Here is a 21,335-nt window from a genome sequence, read left to right on the forward strand (position 1 = left end):
AGGCCGTTACCGGCCCATTAAACAAATTTATTAAGCACAAGACATACCATATCGCGATAACACCTATTTTTATTCAATATCAATTACGTACAAAAAAACTCTCTGAAACTAACGATTTGTTTATGCGTCAAGATTGTGCATTAAAAGACTTTTCCGCTTCATCCTAAATTCGGTAGTTCAACCGTAACGTTCATGAAGGCCTAGCCATCGCCCCGGCAAATGAAAACTCTCTGGTGGCGGAGGGTGCGGCATTTGCTCTGCCGAGCTTCGTTTATCGAAAAATTAGATAAAGAGTCCAAATCTACGAACTTTCACAGTAAGGTACATGAAGATATTTGCACTAAGAAACGTTCACCTTATCTTTATTCCATACATGCCGGAATAACTCGGCTAAACAAAGAATAATCAATCCCGTAACGATCCCAATCAAACCTTCGTAAGCTTTCTCGTGCAAATCCAGATAACGCCATAATATGGCGGCCGCCAAGCCGCTCGCGACTGCAGCAAGACTCGCGAATTGACTGGGCCGCATGCCCACGCATAGCGCCAGCAGCAAAGGCGCAAAGGCGCTTGCCATTCCGGACCATGCCATGATTACCAAGCTGAACACACTATGATTATTTGCTAAGGCACCGAGTAAAGCCAAGAATGTCACGACAACAGTTACCCCTTTGATCAAATACTGGTTTTCGATTTGATGCGGCAAGATATCGTGAGTCAACGCCGCCGAACAACTTAACACTACCGAATCGGCAGTGGACATAGTAGCCGCGAATAAACCCGCTAAAATCAAACCGACCATGGCTGGAGACAACAACTCCATAGCCATCGTCGGCAACGCCAACTCGGCATCGAAAGCCTCCGTATCGACCAAATAAATGCGCGAAAGTAACCCTACGCCGGTGGCCGCCAAGTAAAATGCAATATACCAAAGGTAATACCATAAACGTGCTTTGTTCATACTGGTAGTATCGTCAAGCGTCATGAAACGCACCATGATATGGGGCTGACCGATAACCGACAATCCGGCAAAAAGCCAACTGATTGCGAATAATAAACCGCCGGCAATACCCGGCAAGGCCAAAGACTTGGGGAACCAGTCTAGAAAACCGTCAATTGCTTGCATTTGCATCAGGGTCGATTCGACTCCACCCAGCGACTGAGTGGCTGTAAACAATAACACACTCATTGCAACGATCATCACTATCGATTGCGCAGCATCCGTCCAGATAGAAGCTCGGATACCGCCCGCGAAACAATACAAGGTAACTAATATGCTACCCATAACCGCCCCAGCCCATGACGGCCATCCGAAGAGCACATGTAATGCCTTACTACCGGCGACCAGTTGGGCGCTGGCGTAAGCCAATAGAAAAACCAACGAAATCACGCCGATAACACGTTGCAGCGCCGGCTGATTCCCCCCTGCGCTCCAGACGCTAAGCACGCCGGCGTAACTGACTTCACCGGTGGCTGTGGCCGCTGCCTTGAGTCGCTTATGCACCAATAGCGATGCTAAAAAATCTCCGGTAATCCATCCTATCATCAACCAAATGGCGGCAAGCCCGGTGACATAGGTATAACCGATAACGCCAATGAACATATAGCCACTGTTATTCGTGGCCACCGCCGATAAACCAACCAGCCAAGGTTTAACATTGCCGCTGGCCAAGTAATAATCCTGCTTGGTACCACGGCTTTGCCAATAGGACGCCAAGCCAATCAGCGTAAACAGCAGTAAAAAAAAACTAAACGAGAGAACCATTAATACTCCTATCTGATCGAAAAAACTCTAATTTTCAGGAGGTGAAGGGGACTCGGCAAAGGTTCAGGAGAGTTCTGTTGAACAGACACACCTCGCATCGTCACCAAATTTGAACGCCTTTTCAGCATGAACCTAAAAGAGCTGCCGGTATGTAGATCGTTCTTGCTGAGCTAAATCGAATAATGAAGGACTCAGGAAAAACAGCAGCTTAAGACACTCAACTGCTCTTATTAGAATGAAGGAATTAGTCCTGTGGAGTAATTTAACTATGGCCTGTTACGAACACCATCAGACTTGTGTTCAGCAACAAAAGACAGAAGTTAATGAGTATTATCTTCGCTGGGCAACAGCGCGATAAACGGCTCAAAACCTTTTAACGCTTGCAGCGCGGGGTCATCGGCAAACTTATCGCGATAATCCTCGGTACGCGCCAAGGCTTCGGATAAACAGTTAACGGCCTCTTCATATTGATCCAATGCGGTATACGCACAAGCCAATTGGTAAAAAGCATGGCCGTTTTCAGGGTCGATTTTCAACGCTTGCTGACATAAATTGACGGCCCACTGCGGCTCGCCCATATCGAGTACCGCATCGGCCTTATAAGTCAATGCTTCGCAATCCTCGGGACGCAATTTTAAAATTTGATCGTAGATGGCGATTTTATTGGCCAAGCTGCCTGCTTGACCTGCTCTAAGCCAGAGAGATTGCACATCTTGCGTCCGCCCGATATCCTCGCCGATTTTCTCAATCAATTGTGCTTCCTTGTTGAGTTGTTGTTCGACAATTGCCAAGCGCTCTTCGTATTCATGGACCAGTTTCGATACTTTCTTATCCGCCATGGACTGCACACGCTCTTTGATATCTCTGAGCGAGGTCCAACCCAGCAACACCAAAATGGTACTGGCACCGGCAATCAAGTAGAAAAAATATGTGACAGTATTAGTGGCGTAAGTAACGCCTCTATCGACCGAGCTAAGCTCTCTATCCACAATTTGCTGAATCAGCTCATTCCTCTGCGCTGCCATGTCCATACGCAATTGTTTGAGTTCATCCAGCATATAGCGCTCGATGAACGGACTATATAAAGGCTTATCCAAAGATTCAACCGCATCTAAGCGCTCTTGAACCTCTGCTTCATCGTTGACGCTCTCGCCCAACACGGAACAGGGCGCCAGCACGATCAACATTATTAACATTCTAAGCATATATCAATTGATCGGCGGCCGCGATAAAAGGCCGCGGTTCGATAACTCGTATATTCTTGCGACTGCAAAGATATTCAGGACGCGGCAATAAACCGCAAAACGGCCATGTTACTCGATTATTGATCGCGTTATAGACGAAAAAGAGATTCGAGCGAGGCCATGGAGTGATATTACTATTCGAACCGTGCATGACATTACTGTCGAAAATCAAGACACTGCCGGGTTTTCCATTGGCCGATACGATGCCGCCATCGGCAACCAAGCTAGCCAAGCATTCATCGCTGGGTATGCCGTACTCCTGCTTTTTCAACGAGACCGAATAATGATTTTCCGGCGTTTCCTCTTCGCAAACGACAAATTTTTTATGCGATCCGGGAACCAACATCAAAGGCCCGTTATGCTGATCGTTTTCGGTAAGAATAATGGACATGCTGAGCGCACGCATTCTAGGCATACCGTCTTCTACATGCCAAGTTTCAAAGTCCGAATGCCAGTAAAATTCCTTGCCGCGAAAACCCGGCTTATAGTTTAAGCGCGACTGATGAATATAAACCCGGTCGTTCAAAAGATGTTGAGCCAGTCCCGCTAATCGATTATCGGCAGCTAACCTTTTAAAAACCGGACTGACTTCATGAATTTTAAATAGTGAACGGAGTTCGTCGCTGGATAATTCAGTTATCGCTTCCGCCGAGGCTTTTATCTTTTCATCGTCGTTCAAGCGTTTGAGCTCTTGCTTGAAACAGTCGACCTCCCTCTCATTAAAAACATTATCAATAACAAGAAAACCTTGTTGCTCATAACGTGCTTGCAAGTCCTCTGCAATGAGACCTGGATTAGCTGTTTGCGCATAAACTACCGGGTCTACGCGCGGAATTATTTTCGGCTTACTACCGTTACGTGATTGATAAAAATCTTCACTTTGTTCGGACTGTGCGGCATTCTCGGTAATCATTGAATATTAAACCCATTTTTTTGATTAAAGACTTCGCGACAACAGATAGCCCTCGATCATCGGCCATTCCCAACTTACGCAGGGCTTACCCGTACATCTTCAGTTTATTGAAAAATAGACGGTTAAGTCATTCATTGCTCGACTGACTTGCCATGAACAACCTAACCTTGGACGAAAATTGACTTGCGACTCGCCTTAATCCGCTACCGCTTCAGCGGTCGAGTGGTAAACGCTTTAAGCCTTATGCGCTTCCTTGTCGTTCAGCGCAAGACTGAAGACGCAAGGCATTTTCATTTCTTTGGCAGCAATTCCCAGTTTGAGAAATTTCCCCGTATTTAGGGGTAAGAAACATCAGTACAATCAGGACGCGAGGCATATTGCAATGCCGTGATCATGGACCTCCACCAGATGACAATGCAAACTTTTCATCGCATCAGTGTAGGCATCTTCATCAATCACAAACTGCATATCGACTTGACGCATTGACTGGTGCATTGCAAGCACGCTGATCTGCTTCTCTGCCAGCGCCGAGACAGTTTTGGCCAGAATACCGGGAATTTTCATGTCACTGCCGATGGCGGAAACAATCGAAACTTTTTGCTGATTGATTTCGGCATCCGGATAGATTTCTTGCAAGGCATCGCGGATGCGGCGAATTGTTTTCAGACTGGCAGACAAATAATGAGTAATGGTATTGGCATTAATATCTTTGGAAACAATATGCGCTCTGAAGCGGCGAATTTGCCCCAGGATTTCCCGATCGTAATTGTGAATCTCGCCGGCCATGTTTTGATCGAACACCTCGAAAGCATAGACGCCTTTACACCCGGCAATAATCTCTACGCAAGGCTTGCTACTGACATAATCGCCGGTAATCAGCGTCCCGGCATGATCCGGCTCAAAGGTGTTTCTGACGCGTAGCGCTATATCGTTCTGACGCAAGCCTTTTGCCGCCTTGGGATGAATCGCTTCCATGCCCAGGTTCGCAAGCTGGTCGGCCACATCGTAATTGGTACGGCCAATCGGCACGGCCTTGTCTTCACCTACCAGACGCGGATCAGCGCTGCTGAGATGAAACTCCTTATGAATAATGGCCTCATCCGCCTTGGTCAGTACCGCAATCCGGCTGAAGGTCATTTCACTGTAGCCCCGGTCAAACGTTGACATCAACCCGTCGATACTGTGCGCATAGCCTGTGGCAATTGGTAACTGTTGCCTCAGATCGATCTCAGCAAAGGCATTTTTAATGCGTTCGTCGAGCGTCATGTGTTTATCGGTCTGCCAACCGGTCAGATCGACAAAGACTGCGTTAATACCGTCTTGTTGCAACAACTGGACAGTGTTCCACGCGCTGTGCGCCTCACCGAGACTGGCCAGCATCTCCCGAACGGTAGAAAGATGCGCATCCAGCGAAAAATGACCGTGCCGACAAAGATGCTGCAAATCGGCCAGACAGCGCTCTGCATCATCAAGCCGTTCGCCAATGAACGTATCTGCTTTTTTTATGGCGTCAGCAGTATCAAAAATGTTGGCATTAATCGCAAACATTGCCTGCTTGAGAGCTACCAGCGAAGCCTGCCAGCCGTCATCGTTTACACTGTTGGCAAATTGACCATAAATGCCGGCCTGACCGTTTTTTTTGTGTTCTAGCAACATATCGGTGATACCACCATAGGCGGAGACCACAAAAATACGCTGATAAAGGTCCTCGCGATGAACCGGCTTGAGAATGATATTGTCGCGCACCGCAACATAATCGCTCATGGATGTGCCGCCGATTTTTTCAACGGTGTGAAAAGTCATAACGTCCTCTCTTACTTCGTGGATGCCGAGGGCTTCAACCGCCCTGCCATGAGTGAAAATCAGTCACTGACTGTTTCGGCTTCCAGTTCATAGGCCCCTTCAGCGTTGTGTACTTCCTTACCGTTCAGAGGCGGGTTAAAGACACAAGCGAGTTGCAGCTCCTTGAAAGCACGCAGAATATGCCGATCATGCTGATCCAGGTTATAGAGTGTGCCTGGCGTAATAGGGTACTTTTTACCATCGTCCAGCGTTTCCACTTCGCCTTCACCACTGATGCAATACACCGACTCAAGGTGATTCTGGTAATGCATGCGAAAATCGGCACCGGCGAAAATGGTGGTGATATGAAAGGAATAGCCCATACCGTCATCCTTCAGCAGCAAGCGGGTACTTTCCCAGTTGCCGTCAGGTGAAACGATGCGTCTGTTAGTCTGCTGTGCGTCTTGTAACTGTCTTACGATCATTTTAGTTCTCTTCAGTAGATTCTCGAATAGGCTGGTTGGCTCAGCGGGCTTTAGTGCCCCGCTTTGCTGACCTCTTTACTGACCGAGTAGTCGCCTTCAAAAAAGTCTTTTCCCTCAGGGATTGTGTCTGCTTTATCACAGACCTCTTTAATGGCTTGCTCCAGAATATCGATGCCTTTTTCCAGCTCCTCATCTGTAATGATCAGAGGGCACAAGAACTTCACGACATGATCGTCCGCACCACTGGTTTCAATAATCAGACCTTTCTGAAAACATCTGCGGGTAATCTGACCGGCCAAATCACCGCTGACACAGTTAATGCCCCGGAACATGCCTCGCCCATGCGAGTTGAAATTACCCTCGCCATACTTGGCGACAATAACATCTACACGATCGGCAATGTACCGACCTTTGCGCTGGACATCCTTGGCAAAGCTGTCGTCTTTCCAGAAGTGATCAATAGCCGCCTTGGCAGTGACAAAGGCATGATTGTTACCTCGGAAGGTGCCATTATGCTCGCCTGGTGACCATTGATCGATTTCCGGTTTCATCAGAACAATGGCTAACGGCAAACCATAACCGCTCAACGATTTCGACAAGGTTACAATATCAGGATAAATTCCGGCTTCTTCAAAACTGAAGAAGGTACCGGTGCGGCCGCAACCGGCCTGGATATCATCAATGATCAGCAACACATCATGCCGTTTGCAGATTTCCGACAGGCTTCTTAACCAAGTCATCGACGCGGCATTGATACCGCCTTCGCCCTGAACCGTTTCAACGATGACGGCAGCCGGCTTATCGACACCACTGCTGGAATCCGACAGCATTTTATCGAGCAAATTTGTGGTATCAAAATCATCACCTAAATAGCCGTCATAAGGAATACGGGTTGAACCATGCAAAGCAATGCCGGCGCCGCCACGGTGAGTGGAATTACCGGTAACCGACAGCGATCCCAGCGTCTGACCATGCCAGCCATTGGTAAACGAGATAATGTTTTCACGACCGGTTTTTTTGCGGGCGATCTTCAGTGCCGCTTCAACCGCGTTGGTGCCGGTGGGACCGGTAAACATCACAATGTAGTCCAAGTTCCGCGGCTTAAGGATGTGCTCATTAAAGCTTTCCAAAAACTCACCCTTGGCACGGGTGTGCAAGTCCAAGCCCTGCGTGATGCCATCGTTCTGGATATACTCAAGCAGCTTTTCCTTAAATACCGGGTGATTGTGACCGTAATTCAGGGAACCTGCACCAGCGAGAAAGTCCAGATATTCGTTGCCTTCATGATCATAGATTTTTGCGCCTTGGGCACGATCAAACACGCGCGGAAAAGCGCGGGCATACGAACGGACTTCCGATTCAATTTCTTCGAAGATTTTCATTCTAATTCTCTCCTGAGCAAGATGGGATAATAGTGTAGTGAATTAAGCCTGAACCGCTTTGAACGGCCCAACCTTCACCAGCATTTCGGTTTCATGTTGATCTGCAAAATGGCGTGTCTTATCAAACATCACAGCACTGCCAATTTGAGTGTCCAGTTTTTTTGCCAGCCCCTCAAACAGAGCCCATGAGGCCTTATTATTCGGAGTAATGGTCGTCTCGATTCGGTTAATATCCTGATTGACCGGCCGCGCCAGTATGGCTTTCAGCATCCGCGTGGCAAGCCCTTGGCCACGGGCTTTTTCGCCGACAGCCACCTGCCAGACAAACAGCGTATCCGGACGTTGCGGAATACGATAACCCGAGACAAAACCAACCAACTCATCGCCAATTTTGGCCGCCACCGCCGTTTCAGAAAAATGGCTGCTCTGCAGCAAATTGCAGTACATCGAATTGGGATCCAGGGGCGGGCATTTGCTAATCAGCCGATGCACCTGCGCTCCGACTTCGGCAGTAGGCTGGCTAAGTGTAATAATCGGCAAGGCAGTTTTATCAGGCAACATATAAATAACTCTATTATTTAGATTTCTGTGCAATTAACTCGGCTTTAACTGAATAAGCCGGGCTCGAATTTGATTTTTTATGGCCATCAGCACGAATATTCTGGCTTCATTGAAAAACATAATATATAGTACACTAAATAATTTAAATGTCCAGGCCGCGTACTTTTGCCTTAGATTAATTAGATGTCATATCAAATTATGCCTTTCGAACTTCAAATTTCGGTAGCGCCCTAGGATGCGCCGGGCGGAGCACCGAATTTTGTTCTTCGAGGGTATACAATAATGGCTTTGTAACGCGACGGCCTCTATTTCAATGATTGGTGATCAATGATGCAAAACCCACAACCGCACGCCCCTCATTCGCTGGATACGCTCGACTTGAATCCGGTTGAAAAGGAACATTTGCTGAATCAAATTGAAGAAGTACTGGTCGCGTTACGTAGAGTGATTCGCGCCACCGATTTACACTCAAAATATCTGGCAAAAACCACTAGCCTGACCGCACCGCAGATTCTTTTGTTGCAGACACTGCGCGCCAAAGGTCAACTGACCATTGGTGAGCTAGCTCAGGACATGAGTCTCAGCCAAGCGACTGTGACAACAATTCTGGATCGCCTGGAAAAACGTCAATTGGTGTTCCGGCAGCGCTCCCAGACTGATAAACGAAAAGTCCATGTCTATATGACGGAGGCGGCCACGGAAATGCTAATAAACGCCCCTATCCCTTTGCAGGATCGCTTTACGCGAGAATTCAGTAAACTACAGGAATGGGAACAATTGATGATTATTGCATCACTGCAACGTGTCGCTCAGATGATGGACGCGCAGAACATCCCTGTCGCTAAAGAAGCGTTTGATTTTCCGGTTTAAGCTCTAATAATTCAGCTCAGCTGCAACCCGCATCACGCTTTTTCCCAAGCTCCAGCTTGGGAAAAACACCCCGGAAGCTCCAGCTTCCAGAAACCGAGATAACCTCCGCACATTCTCAATCAACCCCGACTCGCTCGTTCAATCTTTTTCCTGATTAGCAAGATGCTTCAACTTGCTGAAGCCAATTGTCCGAGCAGTGGCCAGTCGTAGCCACTTCTGCGGGACGGGTTATTTAACCCATCCCCAACGTTTCGGTTTGCCCTAAACATTTCGGCTGACTTCGGCCAAAGTCAAAACGTTTAGGACGGGGCTGCAAACCCCGTCCTGCTAAGGATATGCTGGTTTTCGGGCTTTAGCTGAAGAAACTTGCTAATCAGGATCTTTTTTGATTGTCGGGAAGCTAGAGCTTCCTGAATAGATTACCCAAGCCGGATCGCTCGCCGCTATACACAAATATCGGTAAACTTGCTAAACAGAGGTCGCCGTATACTTGGAAGCGGTGCTGTTTGATAAATCTGCGGATATTGGACATCAGTGGCTTCGAAGTCGGGAACGTTGGGCGATAAAAAATGGTATCGAGGCCTCATTGGTTAAGATTGCAAAAGGGTAATTTTTGACTTATGTATAACGATGAGGTAACTATTCAGTCCCCCGGCAATTATCGTTCCCACGCTCTGCGTGGGAATGCCTGAGTACCGCTCCAGCGGTACGAGACGCTAGAGCGTCTCGGTCTTCATTCCCACGCCGGAGCGTGAGAACGATAGGCGGTGTGAATAATTACACGATGAGAGCTGGAGCTTGGGTAACAGCACAAAGGCATATTTAGCCTAGTTGCCCCCCCCCCCTGAACATTAACAATCCAGACCTCTTGATGTTCTTTACTTTTTCAACAAAAAAAACAAGCCCAGGAGTGTCGTCAACGAATAGCTGAAACCATAGATAATCGATATCGCCGCACTCTCCTCTGCCGGTAAACCGGCAAACGATAAAACATATACGGCAAACATTTCTCTCGTCCCCCAATCCGAAATAGAAATAGGCAACAACGTCAGCCCGACGAAAATAAACGGTAATAATGTAAACAGCGTAAACGGCAGCTTCGGAGCACCTAAACCGAAAGCCGCCAATAAAAAGCCAAACATCAATAATAATTGAATCAACGACGACAACTCATAATGCGACTGCCCTAGAGTCATGACTTCACTGATATTATTACGAACCATTAGGGCTCGAATTTTCGTAGAAAATACGACTCTAAACAGAACGACACCTGAAATCGCAAAGATCGCCAGACTTTGCAGCAATGTCGCAGCCGGAATTATTTCGGCAAATAACGGCCAATTCAACGGCAAGGTCAGTAGCAGTATAAACACTAAAGCAACCAATCCCGACAAGCGATCAAGCACTTGGCTACCGATCAGCGATTGATTATCCCCATAATCTTGAAGCACTTTGAACCGAGCTACTTCGGAAAAAATCAACGGCGGCCCGATTTGGCCGCTTAGCGCACCAATCCATATTGCTTTCAAATAATCCGCATAAGCAGCCTCAACATTCAATTGTTGAGCAATGAGCCTCCATCGGTAAGCCATCAACATCAGCACGGCAATATGACAAACCACCAAGAGCAATCCAAACGCCGGATTAAAGCCACGCAAAGTCTGCCAGAGTAAATCGCTATCGGTTTTATTCAGAATAATCACCAACAAACCGATAGCAACAAACCATCGAAAAATTACTGTTAGCCACTGTTTTGATTTATGCATCGTATCCACCCACTATATTGAAGGAACAGCGTTTATCTTCAGCGATCAATGGACTGTAAGCTGTTTAGCCCAGCCTATCTAACTATCTTGAAGATACGCTCATCAACCCGAAAATGCATTACATCCTTAAAATTTGACTCTGTTCGCGTTAATAGTTGAAGTGAATACAACAATCTCGAAACTTGAAGACAGTAGGGTACGCTATGCGCACCACAGCAGTACCACCCTTAGTTTAACGCGCCCTCATGTGTCGCCTTGTGCCGACATTAGGTATGCGCAGCGTACCCTACAATTCTTTACGGCGGTCCTCGATAGACACATCCCATGCCTTTTATTCTTAGACGGTTTTTCAATCAAAAGGGAGTAACCGACTACCTTAGACTCGACAAACAAAACGCGTCTTTACATAAACGCTCAAAAATCGTGAAGCATTGTCCCCACGACCGTCCTTCAAAACATTGTTGCTCACGAAATCTGCGCCGTAACCTCTTCTCGCGAATCAGCCTTGCTAAATGATCGCGTAGCGCGCTAATATCGCCGGCGACAAACAAAAAACCGTTCACACCATGCCGAACAATTTGCCCGGCCGCTCCGGTCTCGGAAGCAACGATCGGCAGACGCATCGCTGCCGCCTCGGCCAGTCCGATGCCATAGGATTCGTAATGGCTCGCTGAGACAAAGACATCCGAAGCCAGCATCAATTCCGCGACTTGCTCCGAAGTCAGCACACCTTCGTAACGAATGCGATCGAGTAGATTCAATTCGTCGGCAGACCGCCAAAAAAGTTGCGTAAATTCCGCATCAACCCTATCGCTGCCGCAGAAATGCCATTGCCACGACCACTCGCTCAAGCCAGACAGCGCTTCAAGAATATCGAGATAGCCTTTTTCCGGCAATAAATTGGCTACCGTCAAAAATTGCACTATCGTACTGGTATTTTTTTGCACAGATTCCGGCTGCTTGAAAGCTTCGTCTATGCCTGGCTCGCACAAGCCAACCGATTTACTTGGAAACCGCTTTTGAATCTCGTCGAAAACCGCCTGTCCGGTCGCAATGACAAAGCGCATCGACTCAATCGCTCGGCACTCAGTCTCGCGCCAAACGGCCCGATCGCGAGCCGCCGCCAACGGGTTCAGCGACGGCAAATAATGACATAAAAGACCACTGGGACTGTCCTGCAGCGTTTCAGCCATGCCAGCCAACTCTCGCCAAAATAGACTGTCCCAAATCAACAGCTCGTAATTTTTCTGCCATTCAGCCAGTCGATCGCGATCGATAGCCGGAACAGTGACCGAATGCAATGGAAAACGGCACAGGCGTGCTTGATGTAGTATATTCCGGTTATAAAGATTGCCCCCCGAAATTTCGCTAAGAGGCGGATGTAACAACGCTATCTTCATCGCAACACTCCGAATGAATTCGACACCATGATAACGGAACCCTTGATACAAGCTAAATTGATTCGCTGGAGCAACCTACATTCGACGGTCTTGTTAGCGGCCAGCACGGCAATGTTGATGTTCTCATGGCCTATCGAACTACTGCTAGGCTCTGCGGCGTTGTCGTTTGCCTGGTTCATTGTTCGCGGCCAAGGCAATTGGCCGTCAATTGCTCAATTCGGCCCCGCCAATGCCGTGACCTTGTTCCGCTTGCTGCTGATCTTTAGCTTGGCATCTTTCGCCCATCGACCCGACTTGATAATTCTCCTGGCATTACTCGTTCTATGCCTCGACGGCGTCGACGGCTGGCTGGCACGGAAATTCGACTGCGCTTCGGAATTCGGCGAATATTTCGATAAGGAAACCGACGCTTTTTTCATGCTGGTTCTGTGCTGGCTGATCGCACTCGATCAGCGCCTGGGTTTGTGGATACTGCTGCCGGGATTGATGCGTTATGTATTCGTATGCTTTTTAATGATTGCGAAACCGCCGGCCTACAAAGAACAACAAACGACCACAGGCAAGATCGTTTTCGTCGTCACGATGCCGGTCCTGATCGCCTGCTTTACCGACTATCCAGCGATCTATCGCCCTTTGGCGCTCGCAATCACGTTGCTGCTCAGCTATTCGTTTATCGCCTCGATCCGCTTAATTTACCGCCCCGATTGCAATGATGAATAAACTTAGAACCCGACAAGTCGAAGGTTCCGCCGATATTCGCGCTTTTTTCGACCGCCTCGCCGCCACCTACAGGGAAGCACACGGTCGCGCCGACCGCCTTTTAACTTACCGCCTTTCAATCATCCGGCCATTGCTCGGCAAACGACGCGGCACATTGCTCGAAATCGGCTGCGGCACCGGCATGCATTTATTTGAATTAGCCGGCCTTTATGAACAAGCTATCGGCACAGATCTTTCGCCGAATATGATTTCGGAAGCCGACAGATTACGCGAAAAGCATGCAAATCGCGAAACCATCCGATTCACGGTCGATCCGGCCGAACAATTAAGTACTATAGAATCCGGACAAATCGATACGGTACTGTGCGTCGGCGCCTTCGAACACATGCCCGATAAACCGCGAGTACTTCGGCAAATCGCGCGTGTCTTGAAACCCGGCGGCGAATTCATCTGCTTAACCCCTAACGGCGCTTATTGCTGGTACACGGCGATCGCCCGCGGATTTCGCTGGGACACCCGGCACTTAAGCAGCGACCGCTTCATGACGAGGCAAGAGCTGTGCGGGTTACTGAACGACGCAGGACTGGTGCCGGAAACGATAGACTATTGGACTTTCATCCCAAAAGGCGACATGCCTTCTCCTATTTATTGGTTGCTGTCCGGTTTGAATATTATCGGTGAAAGACTGAAAATACCGGCATTGCGCGGCGGAATATATCTGAAAGCCGTTTTTAAGGAGGGGCAAAGCAAGGATGCCTACAAGGCTGAATAATTCATGATGACGTGAAGTAGCACAATATAATGGATATGCTGTTACCCAAGCCCCAGCTCTCATCGTTATACATAAATTGTAGGGTACGCTGCGCGTACCAAAGCCGAGCCCTGGCGGTTCGGTTGGCACATGAATATCGCGGGGTTACCATGGGACGCACAGCGTACCCTACGCGGTTCGTCTAGCAGCGTAGCGCAATCCGGTAAGTTCGGTGCCAAGCCAGTCCCGTATTCCGTTCCGCTGCATACGGGTTAGATGCTCCATGATTGAACTGCCGAAGAACAAAATCCACCTCCCACTAACCCCTCAGTGCGCGCCGAACGGACAATGGATGCTTGGCGACGGCATAGTGTTTGTGTAAGCCGGTTATTTCACAGGTACCGCCCGATCTTTGATACTCGGCGCGAAAATAATAGATGAATTCCAATACCGTGCTATCGATCAAATTGGCTTCACTCAAATCGAAAATCACCTGCTTGCCTTTAGGTAACGTGCCGGTCATGCTTTTTAACGCAAGAAAGTTTGAAAACACGGCCGCCCCGTGGACCTGCACATGAAAATTGCCGGGTTCCTGTTCATCAATACGATAGGCGACCTGAAAAATCTGGGCAGGCTTCAGACCACGCAAACCGTGCAGCGCCAACTCAGTGACAATACCGATCAACACCCCTAGCAAAAGATCCGTCAGCAAAATACTGATCAAGGTCACGACAAACACCAAAAAATGGCCGAAACCAATACTCAAGGTTTTGGCAAACTCCATCGGCGAGGCGAGCCTGAATCCCGTATAAACCAACAATGCCGCCAATGATGCCAGCGGAATCTCTTGTATCAGATTGGCGCCTAAGCTGATAAATAGCAATAGGAACACACCATGAAAAAAGTTCGACCAGCTGCTTTGCGCGCCATAACTGATATTTGACGAGCTGCGCACGATTTCCGCAATCATCGGCAAACCGCCGACCAGCCCGCAGAGCGTATTGCCCATGCCGATGGCCATCAAATCGCGGTTCAAATCGGAACAACGGTGCTTGGGATCTAGCTTGTCCACCGCCGCAGCGCTCAGCAAGGTTTCCAAACTGCCGATAAGAGTGATGTTAAAAACGCAGAACCAAAACTTAGCCGTGCCGATCAGTGCGAAATCCGGCAGATACAGCGCATCCATAGGATTGCTTGGAAGATTAAGCAAAAAAGTAGGCCCGATTAAAAACTCGCCCTGAGTTAAAAACTGCGTCACTACAGAATGATAACGGTGCACATGATCCAAATCGAAATAAAACGTCAACAGCAACCCGGAAAACAAAACCCAAAGCGGCGCCGGTAAGCTGCGGCTGAATTTAAAAGGAAGACGAGGCCAAAAGATCATGACAGCCAAGCCGATCAAGCCAATCATCGCAATAGGGACATTCATATTGATCACTGCCCTCGGCAAAGCCATCGCTTGCTGCACAATAGAGCCTGCCTCTGCCGGAACCCCAAGCAAAACATAACTTTGTTTGACCAGAATGATAATGCCGATGGCCGCCAACATCCCATGCACTACCGAGGAAGGGAAAAAGGCACTGAGTTTGCCCGCGCGCAATGCGCCCAGGGCAATTTGAATGAGACCCGATATCACGATCGCCGCTAGTGTATAGGTAACGCCGGCGGCGGCATTGCCTCCGCCCAAAGTCTGCACGGAATCCAACACCACTACAATTAAACCGGCCGCCGGCCCGTTGATCGTAAGCTGGGTACCACTCACACGAGACACCAAGAGCCCACCGATGATGGCGGTAATCAAGCCGCTCATCGGCGGAAAACCCGAAGCCATCGCGATACCTAGACACAACGGCAAGGCAATCAAAGAAACAAAAAAGCCGGCACGAAGGTCATTATAAGCGAGTGATTGAGGCATGGGCGTAATGAGGTAGTGATAACTGCCCAATAGACTATCCTTTCGAACTACTTTAATCTAATAGATAATTTCTGTAGTTTCGTTATATTTTATATATCGATACCGATAATACCGTCCCTTCCTCTCCTATCCTTTACACTTGAACAATCATGGCCATCTTGAACTATCACCACCTTCGCTACTTCTGGGTCATCGCCAATGAAAACAACTTGACCCGTGCCGCAGAAAAACTGCACATCTCGCAATCCGCATTGAGCATACAACTGCGTAAGCTCGAAGAAAGCTTGGAGCAAAAATTATTTGAACGCGAAGGCCGGCAGTTGATCTTGACCGAAGCCGGCCACATTGCCTTGGATTATGCTCAAGCCATATTCCGCGCAGGTGATGAGCTGTTGAGTGTCATGCAGCGCCGCGAAGCGGGTAGCCGGCTTTTATTGCGTGTCGGCGCAGTTTCCACCCTATCGCGCAACTTTCAGTTAGACTTGATTAAACCGCTGCTGGCTGTGGAAAATATTGAGTTGGTGCTGCATTCCGGCAGCCTTAACACCTTGATGCAGCAAATGCAGGAACATACCCTGGACTTGCTCTTGTCTAATCGCCCGGCTCCCGATGCCCTGGATCGAAATTGGCAATGTCATTTGCTCGATGAACAGCCAGCCAGCCTAGTCTGTCAAGCGCGGACGGCCCCAGCCAACTTTCGTTTTCCGGACGATTTGCACCATGCCGGATTATTCGTGCCCAGCATGGAAAGCGAAATTCGCACCGCTTTCGATTTTTTGCTTAACCAGGCCGGCGTTCGCCCCAAAATCATTGCGGAAGTGGACGACATGGCCATGCTGAGGCTATTGGCGCGAGAATCCGGAACGCTAACGCTGGTGCCGCCGGTGGTGGTGCGTGACGAATTGCTGAGCGGCCATTTAGTCGAATGCGTGCAGATAGCGGAAGTCAAGGAACGCTTCTATGCGATCACCCCTGAACGACACTTTCCCAATCCGCTACTGAAAACCCTATTTCAGAATTTTACGCCCTCCAAATCAAGGGATATCAGTACCGTAGGACGCACACGACCTACCCTTTCTCAATGATTCTCGAGGCCAGAATAAATCCTGATTAGCAAGATGCTTGAGCTTGCCGAAGCCAAGTGTCCGAGCAGAGGCCAGTCGTAGTCGCAAAAACTAAAATATGCTGTTACCCAAGCTCCAGCTTGGGTAACCTGCTCAGGAAGCTCTAGCTTCCCGACAATCAAGAAAGATCCTGATTAGCAAGATGCTTCAGCTTGCCGAAGTCAACTGTCCGAGCAGTGGCCAGTCGTAGTCGCAAAAACTAAAATATGCTGTTACCCAAGCTCCAGCTTGGGTAACCTGTTCAGGAAGCTCTAGCTTCCCGACAATCAAGAAAGATCCTGATTAGCAAGATGCTTCAGCTTGCCGAAGCCAAGTGTCCGAGCAGAGGCTAGTCGTAGCCACTTCTGCGGGACGGGTTATTTAACCCGTCCCCAACGTTTCGGTTTGCCCTAAACATTTCGACTAACTTCGGCCAAAGTCAAAACGTTTAGGACGGGGTTGCAAACCCCGTCCCGCTAGGGATATGCTGGTTTTTTGGGCTTTAGATGAAGAAACTTGCTAATCAGGAAATAAATTAATAATTAAACCTGACCCCTTTTTGAGCCTTTTTGTGGATAATAGCTATGCGTTTTAATCATTAGAAGATTACCTTACAATATCCAGCTTTATTCAACGGCACCCGAATGATGCCGATCCTTGCCGCGCGCAACTCAATCCTTTGTTGGCTTTTGGCGTATTGGCAAACAAACTCATGCAGAGGAGAAAAACGATGTCCGGCTATGTTGATGAAGTTGTCATTCCGTATGATCGCGACCTTGGGCCTGTCCTATTCGAGCATTACGGCGCCGATACCGCAAGACGCGTCGCCGAACAATCGCCGAAGGACGTGCTGGAAATCGCCGCCGGCACCGGCATCGTGACGCGTCACCTGCGCGATTTGTTGGCGAAAGAAACTCGCTTGACCGCCGTCGACATCAGCGATTCGATGATGGATGTGGCCAGGCAAAAGTTTCATCCGGGTGAACAGGTCACCTTCCAGAACGCCGACGCCACCGCGTTGCCGTTCGATGATGAAGCTTTCGATGCCGTGGTCTGTCAATTCGGCATCATGTTTTTCGACCGAGACAAGGGCTTTCGCGAGGTTTACCGCACCTTGAAGCCCGGAGGCCGTTACTTGTTCCGGGTTTGGGACTCGGAGCGCTACAATCCGTTCGCCAGTTTAAGCTTCGAAGTGCTCAAACAATATTTTCCGTCGGACACCCCGCAGTTTTTATTCGATCCCGTATCCTGCCACCAAATCGACCCGCTCAAGGAACAGTTGATTCAAATAGGCTTCGATCCAGTGGTCATTTCGGTGCAACGCCACGAATACGACATTCTCGATGTGACTGCGTTCGCACGGGCCTTAGTTTACACGCCGGTAATCTTCGAAATCAGGGATAAGGGCGGCGTCGATCCAGAGGACATCGTGACGGAACTAGCGGAAGCTTTCAAAAAAGAGCTTGGCTCAAACCCGATGCGCTATCCGATGCAAGCGATTCTGTTCGAGACGGAAAAGCCTGATACCCGATAACCTTGATCTCAACCCGAATAACATTATGCACACTATGAAAACAAAATCTTTTATCCCCAAGTCCTATTTGGCAGCGCTAACGCTTCTTTTGACGCAGAACGTGTCTTATGCGATGCCGGGCATGGACATGCCGGCCGGCGAAAACGAAAATGCAAAACCGCACCCTTCAACGAAAAGCATCGGCGCGCCGATCAACTCATCGGCCTCGGAATTTGAACTGACCTACAGTGCCGACGGCAAAACGGTCGTTTTCGTTTCGACCCGTCCAGGCGCCATAGCATCGAAAGGCAATCCCTACAACTTCGATATCTGGATGTCTCATAACGTGAATGGCGTTTGGCAAACGCCGATTCATCTAGGGCCCGATGTTGACTCAACTGTGGGACCGAACATCAATACATCCGCGTGGGAATTGGAGCCGAGTCTGTCGGATGACGGCAACGCCCTTTATTTCACCCGCTACGAACCGGGCAACCTGTCTACCGGAGATCTCTATGTGGCGCAGAAAGTCGACGGCGTCTGGCAAGCACCCAGAAATTGGAACGATGTGCCGGAATTGCCGAACCTCAACACACCGACCGGCGAAGAACATTGCCCGATCATCGTCTCGGACAGCCTGATCTACTTCAGCTACCAACAACCCGGAGTCACACAGGACAGCGACATCTGGAAGGTCGAAAAGAAAAACGGCGTTTGGCAAAAACCCGAAAGCCTAGGGCCGAGAATCAATTCCCCATACCGAGACCATTTACATTGGACCGGCCTCTCGAAGGACGGCAAAAGCCTGATAATCACCAGCACGCGTCCCGACATGGGCTCGCGAGGCGGACACGATGAATGGATTTCCTATCAGAATCCCCAAGGCGAATGGCAAGAGCCCTTGAACCTAGGCGATACCATCAACACGGCGGGCGAGGACATGTGCTGGGCCTTCACGCCGGACGGCAAGCAATTTTTCGGCGGTTGGGGACCGCAAGGTTCCTATGATATGAATGTTATGTGGATCAACAAAGACGACGTACCGCTACTCAAAAACTTCGACCCGATCGGCCCGCCACCCAACTTACTAGCCAAAAACAAAGCAAAAGCCGACAAAACTGATTAAATATCCTGTTTTGTTGACTATTAAAGCGCTCCGACCTAAAACAGGCCTGTAGGTAAATACGCCCTTGTAGACTCGACGGCGGCGACTGATTGCCAGGGATGGCATGAGCCCAATACCTAAATCCCATATAACTAACTTGGATAATTTAGGTGCTGGGTTCATGGCGTCCTTTGACGGGCACCCCGGCGCCGAATTTTGATCTGCGATGGGTACAATTTAGATGCTGGGTAAACGGCGGTCCTCGATAGACACATCCATACCTTTTATTCTTAGGATTTGGTCGAAAATAACCTCCCTATTTTTTCTTATAAAAATTAGAAGTATAGCAAGCCATCAGCGCGCCTCTAACCATTGCGGCATCATCTTTTTTATACAGTTGACTATCTTTATCGCTCATCGTAAACATGAGCCTTTTGGTCTCATCGGAAATATCCCTATTGCCGAACACAGAATCGGTCACACAATTACAATACGACCTAGCCTGCTCGACTGGGCGCGCCCGCCCTTCCTTTTGTATACAACTATCAAGAAAAGCCGACTTTACCTGAGACATACCGCTATCCTCGCCGCCGCCACCGCACGCCGACAAAGCAACCGCCCAAACAGCCATGATAACTGATTTATTTTTACTCATTTCATTCCTTAATTTCTTAGGCCCAAGGGTTTCAATTTTAACAGCTCAGCCCTGATTGACTAACAAAAATCAAAAGTCGGAAGAGAAAAAGGGGTCAGGTTTAATTATTAATTAAACCTGACCCCTTTTTCGGGAACGCTACCCTTGGAAGCTCCCTCTTCCCGATTGAAAAACCAAGAAACTCCGGGGGAATGAAAACATCGATATTCGCTCATGGTTTGTTTTTGGATTTCTCGATTGATGCCACACGCTTCATTGTAAATATTTAACGTAGGATGCGGTGAACAGCGTGAACCGCATCAACCGCGACTAAACCGGATGCTCCTTCAACCACTCCTTCAGCGCTTCATCAATTCGAGTCTGCCAGCCTGCGCCGGTGGTTTTAAAAGCGTCAATAACATCGGGCGACAGGCAGATGCTGATGGGGATTTTGGTTTGTTCGGCTTTGGGGCGTCCGGCTGATTTTAATAATGGCGCTAATTCCTTAAATTCGGATGCCGAGCGAAATTGCGCGAGTTCTTCGTCAGTATGATGGGTGCCGTCTTCAATGGCCTGACGAGTGATTTTGGCATCTTCTTCTTCGGTATTGAGCAGGATTTTCCGTCCGGATTTAGTGGTGATATGCATAATCTCTCGGTTGTTGGCCTTGCGTAAACTGATAACGCGTATTACGTCAGTACGAACCGTGAAGGTCATGTGGTAAAGGCGTTCATCAATAAGGCCCAACGCGTTAAAGCGGAGTTCGCCATAGCCCCCATGTCGGGTTACGCTCGCGCTAACCCGACCTACGCGACTGAACTTTCCTTATTCCCACAAATGATTCAAACTAAATGAATGCTCGGCAAATGGATCGGCGCTGACTTGATCATCATCCTTCAAACTATGCTGCAATAGCCAATGGCCTTCTTGTAAGCGATACGTTTCGAGCGTATGCAACATCGGATCGATCAACCAACAATAAAACACACCCAGACCTGCATAAATCGGCATTTTCTCGCTGCGATCGATTTTGGCGGTTGCGGGCGATAAAACCTCGCAGACCCAATCAGGCACCATTTCAAACCAAGCCGTCTCCGGCAGTTGCGGCATGCGTTGTTTACGCCATCCCGCAAGATCCGATACCAAAACATGGCCGCCGATGTGTAATTCCGGCTCGTCTAGAATCCACCAGCCACCCGGACTCCCTCCTCTTTGAAAAGGTCTAAACAATTCACCACCCAACGCAGAACAAGTCAAAGCATGCTTCGGCGCGGGTCTGGGCTGCACCTCCAGACGTCCATTGATGATCTCGCCGATTACATTTTCGGGCAACGCCAGAATATCGTCATAACTGGGTAATTTGAGCGCGGGATTTGCCATGTGTGCCTCACTTTTCCAAATCATACATCAATTAGCGTCTAAC

Annotated in this window: 19 protein-coding genes and 1 pseudogene; 6 read left to right on the forward strand and 14 right to left on the reverse strand. The window is 48.8% G+C overall.

What is annotated here, in order from left to right; all coding sequences use genetic code 11:
- Positions 1-340 precede the first annotated feature (340 nt).
- The 7 genes from MEALZ_RS15835 to ectA form a co-directional block, all read right to left on the reverse strand.
- Positions 341-1,765, reverse strand: a complete 1,425-nt coding sequence (locus tag MEALZ_RS15835) for a sodium/proline symporter (RefSeq protein ID WP_014149667.1) — start codon at positions 1,763-1,765, stop codon at positions 341-343.
- 320 nt (positions 1,766-2,085) lie between these two features.
- Positions 2,086-2,970, reverse strand: a complete 885-nt coding sequence (locus MEALZ_RS15840) for a TPR end-of-group domain-containing protein (protein ID WP_046061207.1) — start codon at positions 2,968-2,970, stop codon at positions 2,086-2,088.
- Complete coding sequence (gene thpD, locus MEALZ_RS15845; protein ID WP_014149669.1) at positions 2,963-3,922, reverse strand: ectoine hydroxylase; 960 nt, start codon at positions 3,920-3,922, stop codon at positions 2,963-2,965. The genes MEALZ_RS15840 and thpD overlap by 8 nt, the downstream gene beginning before the upstream one ends.
- A 360-nt stretch (positions 3,923-4,282) precedes the next feature.
- Positions 4,283-5,725, reverse strand: a complete 1,443-nt coding sequence (locus MEALZ_RS15850) for an aspartate kinase (RefSeq protein WP_014149670.1) — start codon at positions 5,723-5,725, stop codon at positions 4,283-4,285.
- A gap of 59 nt (positions 5,726-5,784) precedes the next feature.
- Positions 5,785-6,189, reverse strand: a complete 405-nt coding sequence (locus tag MEALZ_RS15855; protein ID WP_014149671.1) for an ectoine synthase — start codon at positions 6,187-6,189, stop codon at positions 5,785-5,787.
- 50 nt (positions 6,190-6,239) lie between these two features.
- The gene (gene ectB, locus MEALZ_RS15860) at positions 6,240-7,571 is read right to left on the reverse strand and encodes a diaminobutyrate--2-oxoglutarate transaminase (protein WP_014149672.1); all 1,332 of its coding nucleotides are present in this window, start codon (positions 7,569-7,571) and stop codon (positions 6,240-6,242) included.
- Between the two features lie 42 nt (positions 7,572-7,613).
- Positions 7,614-8,132: a diaminobutyrate acetyltransferase gene (gene ectA / locus MEALZ_RS15865; RefSeq protein WP_014149673.1), complete on the reverse strand. Its 519-nt coding sequence runs from the start codon at positions 8,130-8,132 to the stop codon at positions 7,614-7,616.
- Positions 8,133-8,459: 327 nt separating this feature from the next.
- Here ectA and MEALZ_RS15870 point away from each other — a divergent pair, with 327 nt between their 5' ends.
- Positions 8,460-9,002: a MarR family winged helix-turn-helix transcriptional regulator gene (locus MEALZ_RS15870; RefSeq protein ID WP_223842320.1), complete on the forward strand. Its 543-nt coding sequence runs from the start codon at positions 8,460-8,462 to the stop codon at positions 9,000-9,002.
- A gap of 878 nt (positions 9,003-9,880) precedes the next feature.
- Here the strand turns inward: MEALZ_RS15870 and MEALZ_RS15875 are convergent.
- On the reverse strand, positions 9,881-10,768 hold the full coding sequence (locus tag MEALZ_RS15875) for a lysylphosphatidylglycerol synthase transmembrane domain-containing protein (RefSeq protein ID WP_014149675.1): 888 nt from the start codon (positions 10,766-10,768) through the stop codon (positions 9,881-9,883).
- Between the two features lie 371 nt (positions 10,769-11,139).
- Complete coding sequence (locus tag MEALZ_RS15880; RefSeq protein ID WP_014149676.1) at positions 11,140-12,168, reverse strand: glycosyltransferase family 4 protein; 1,029 nt, start codon at positions 12,166-12,168, stop codon at positions 11,140-11,142.
- A gap of 27 nt (positions 12,169-12,195) precedes the next feature.
- Here MEALZ_RS15880 and MEALZ_RS15885 point away from each other — a divergent pair, with 27 nt between their 5' ends.
- Positions 12,196-12,888: a CDP-alcohol phosphatidyltransferase family protein gene (locus MEALZ_RS15885; RefSeq protein ID WP_014149677.1), complete on the forward strand. Its 693-nt coding sequence runs from the start codon at positions 12,196-12,198 to the stop codon at positions 12,886-12,888.
- On the forward strand, positions 12,878-13,660 hold the full coding sequence (locus MEALZ_RS20810; RefSeq protein WP_014149678.1) for a class I SAM-dependent methyltransferase: 783 nt from the start codon (positions 12,878-12,880) through the stop codon (positions 13,658-13,660). Before MEALZ_RS15885 ends, MEALZ_RS20810 begins: the two co-directional genes overlap by 11 nt.
- Positions 13,661-13,958: 298 nt before the next feature.
- Here MEALZ_RS20810 and MEALZ_RS15895 read toward each other — a convergent pair whose 3' ends face one another.
- Entirely contained in the window at positions 13,959-15,557 is a 1,599-nt protein-coding gene (locus tag MEALZ_RS15895) for a SulP family inorganic anion transporter (protein WP_046061208.1), read from the reverse strand.
- Positions 15,558-15,706: 149 nt separating this feature from the next.
- Here MEALZ_RS15895 and MEALZ_RS15900 point away from each other — a divergent pair, with 149 nt between their 5' ends.
- The 3 genes from MEALZ_RS15900 (at position 15,707) to MEALZ_RS15910 (ending at position 19,299) form a co-directional block, all read left to right on the forward strand.
- The gene (locus MEALZ_RS15900) at positions 15,707-16,642 is read left to right on the forward strand and encodes a LysR family transcriptional regulator (RefSeq protein ID WP_014149680.1); all 936 of its coding nucleotides are present in this window, start codon (positions 15,707-15,709) and stop codon (positions 16,640-16,642) included.
- A 748-nt stretch (positions 16,643-17,390) separates the two neighbouring features.
- Positions 17,391-18,194 (forward strand): class I SAM-dependent methyltransferase, encoded by an 804-nt coding sequence (locus tag MEALZ_RS15905; RefSeq protein WP_014149681.1) that lies wholly within the window; start codon positions 17,391-17,393, stop codon positions 18,192-18,194.
- Between the two features lie 34 nt (positions 18,195-18,228).
- Positions 18,229-19,299 (forward strand): TolB family protein, encoded by a 1,071-nt coding sequence (locus MEALZ_RS15910; protein WP_046061209.1) that lies wholly within the window; start codon positions 18,229-18,231, stop codon positions 19,297-19,299.
- Between the two features lie 295 nt (positions 19,300-19,594).
- Here MEALZ_RS15910 and MEALZ_RS15915 read toward each other — a convergent pair whose 3' ends face one another.
- The 4 genes and pseudogenes from MEALZ_RS15915 to MEALZ_RS15925 form a co-directional block, all read right to left on the reverse strand.
- The gene (locus MEALZ_RS15915) at positions 19,595-19,933 is read right to left on the reverse strand and encodes a hypothetical protein (protein WP_014149683.1); all 339 of its coding nucleotides are present in this window, start codon (positions 19,931-19,933) and stop codon (positions 19,595-19,597) included.
- Between the two features lie 309 nt (positions 19,934-20,242).
- The gene (locus tag MEALZ_RS15920; protein WP_014149684.1) at positions 20,243-20,560 is read right to left on the reverse strand and encodes a BrnA antitoxin family protein; all 318 of its coding nucleotides are present in this window, start codon (positions 20,558-20,560) and stop codon (positions 20,243-20,245) included.
- Positions 20,561-20,575: 15 nt separating this feature from the next.
- A pseudogene (locus MEALZ_RS23965) lies at positions 20,576-20,680 on the reverse strand (BrnT family toxin); the annotation flags it as partial.
- 57 nt (positions 20,681-20,737) lie between these two features.
- A complete protein-coding gene (locus MEALZ_RS15925) occupies positions 20,738-21,292 on the reverse strand; it encodes a Uma2 family endonuclease (protein WP_014149685.1) in 555 nt (184 codons plus the stop codon).
- Between the last annotated feature and the right edge of the window lie 43 nt (positions 21,293-21,335).

This window comes from Methylotuvimicrobium alcaliphilum 20Z, from assembly GCF_000968535.2.
GTDB classification, from domain to species: Bacteria; Pseudomonadota; Gammaproteobacteria; order Methylococcales; family Methylomonadaceae; genus Methylotuvimicrobium; species Methylotuvimicrobium alcaliphilum.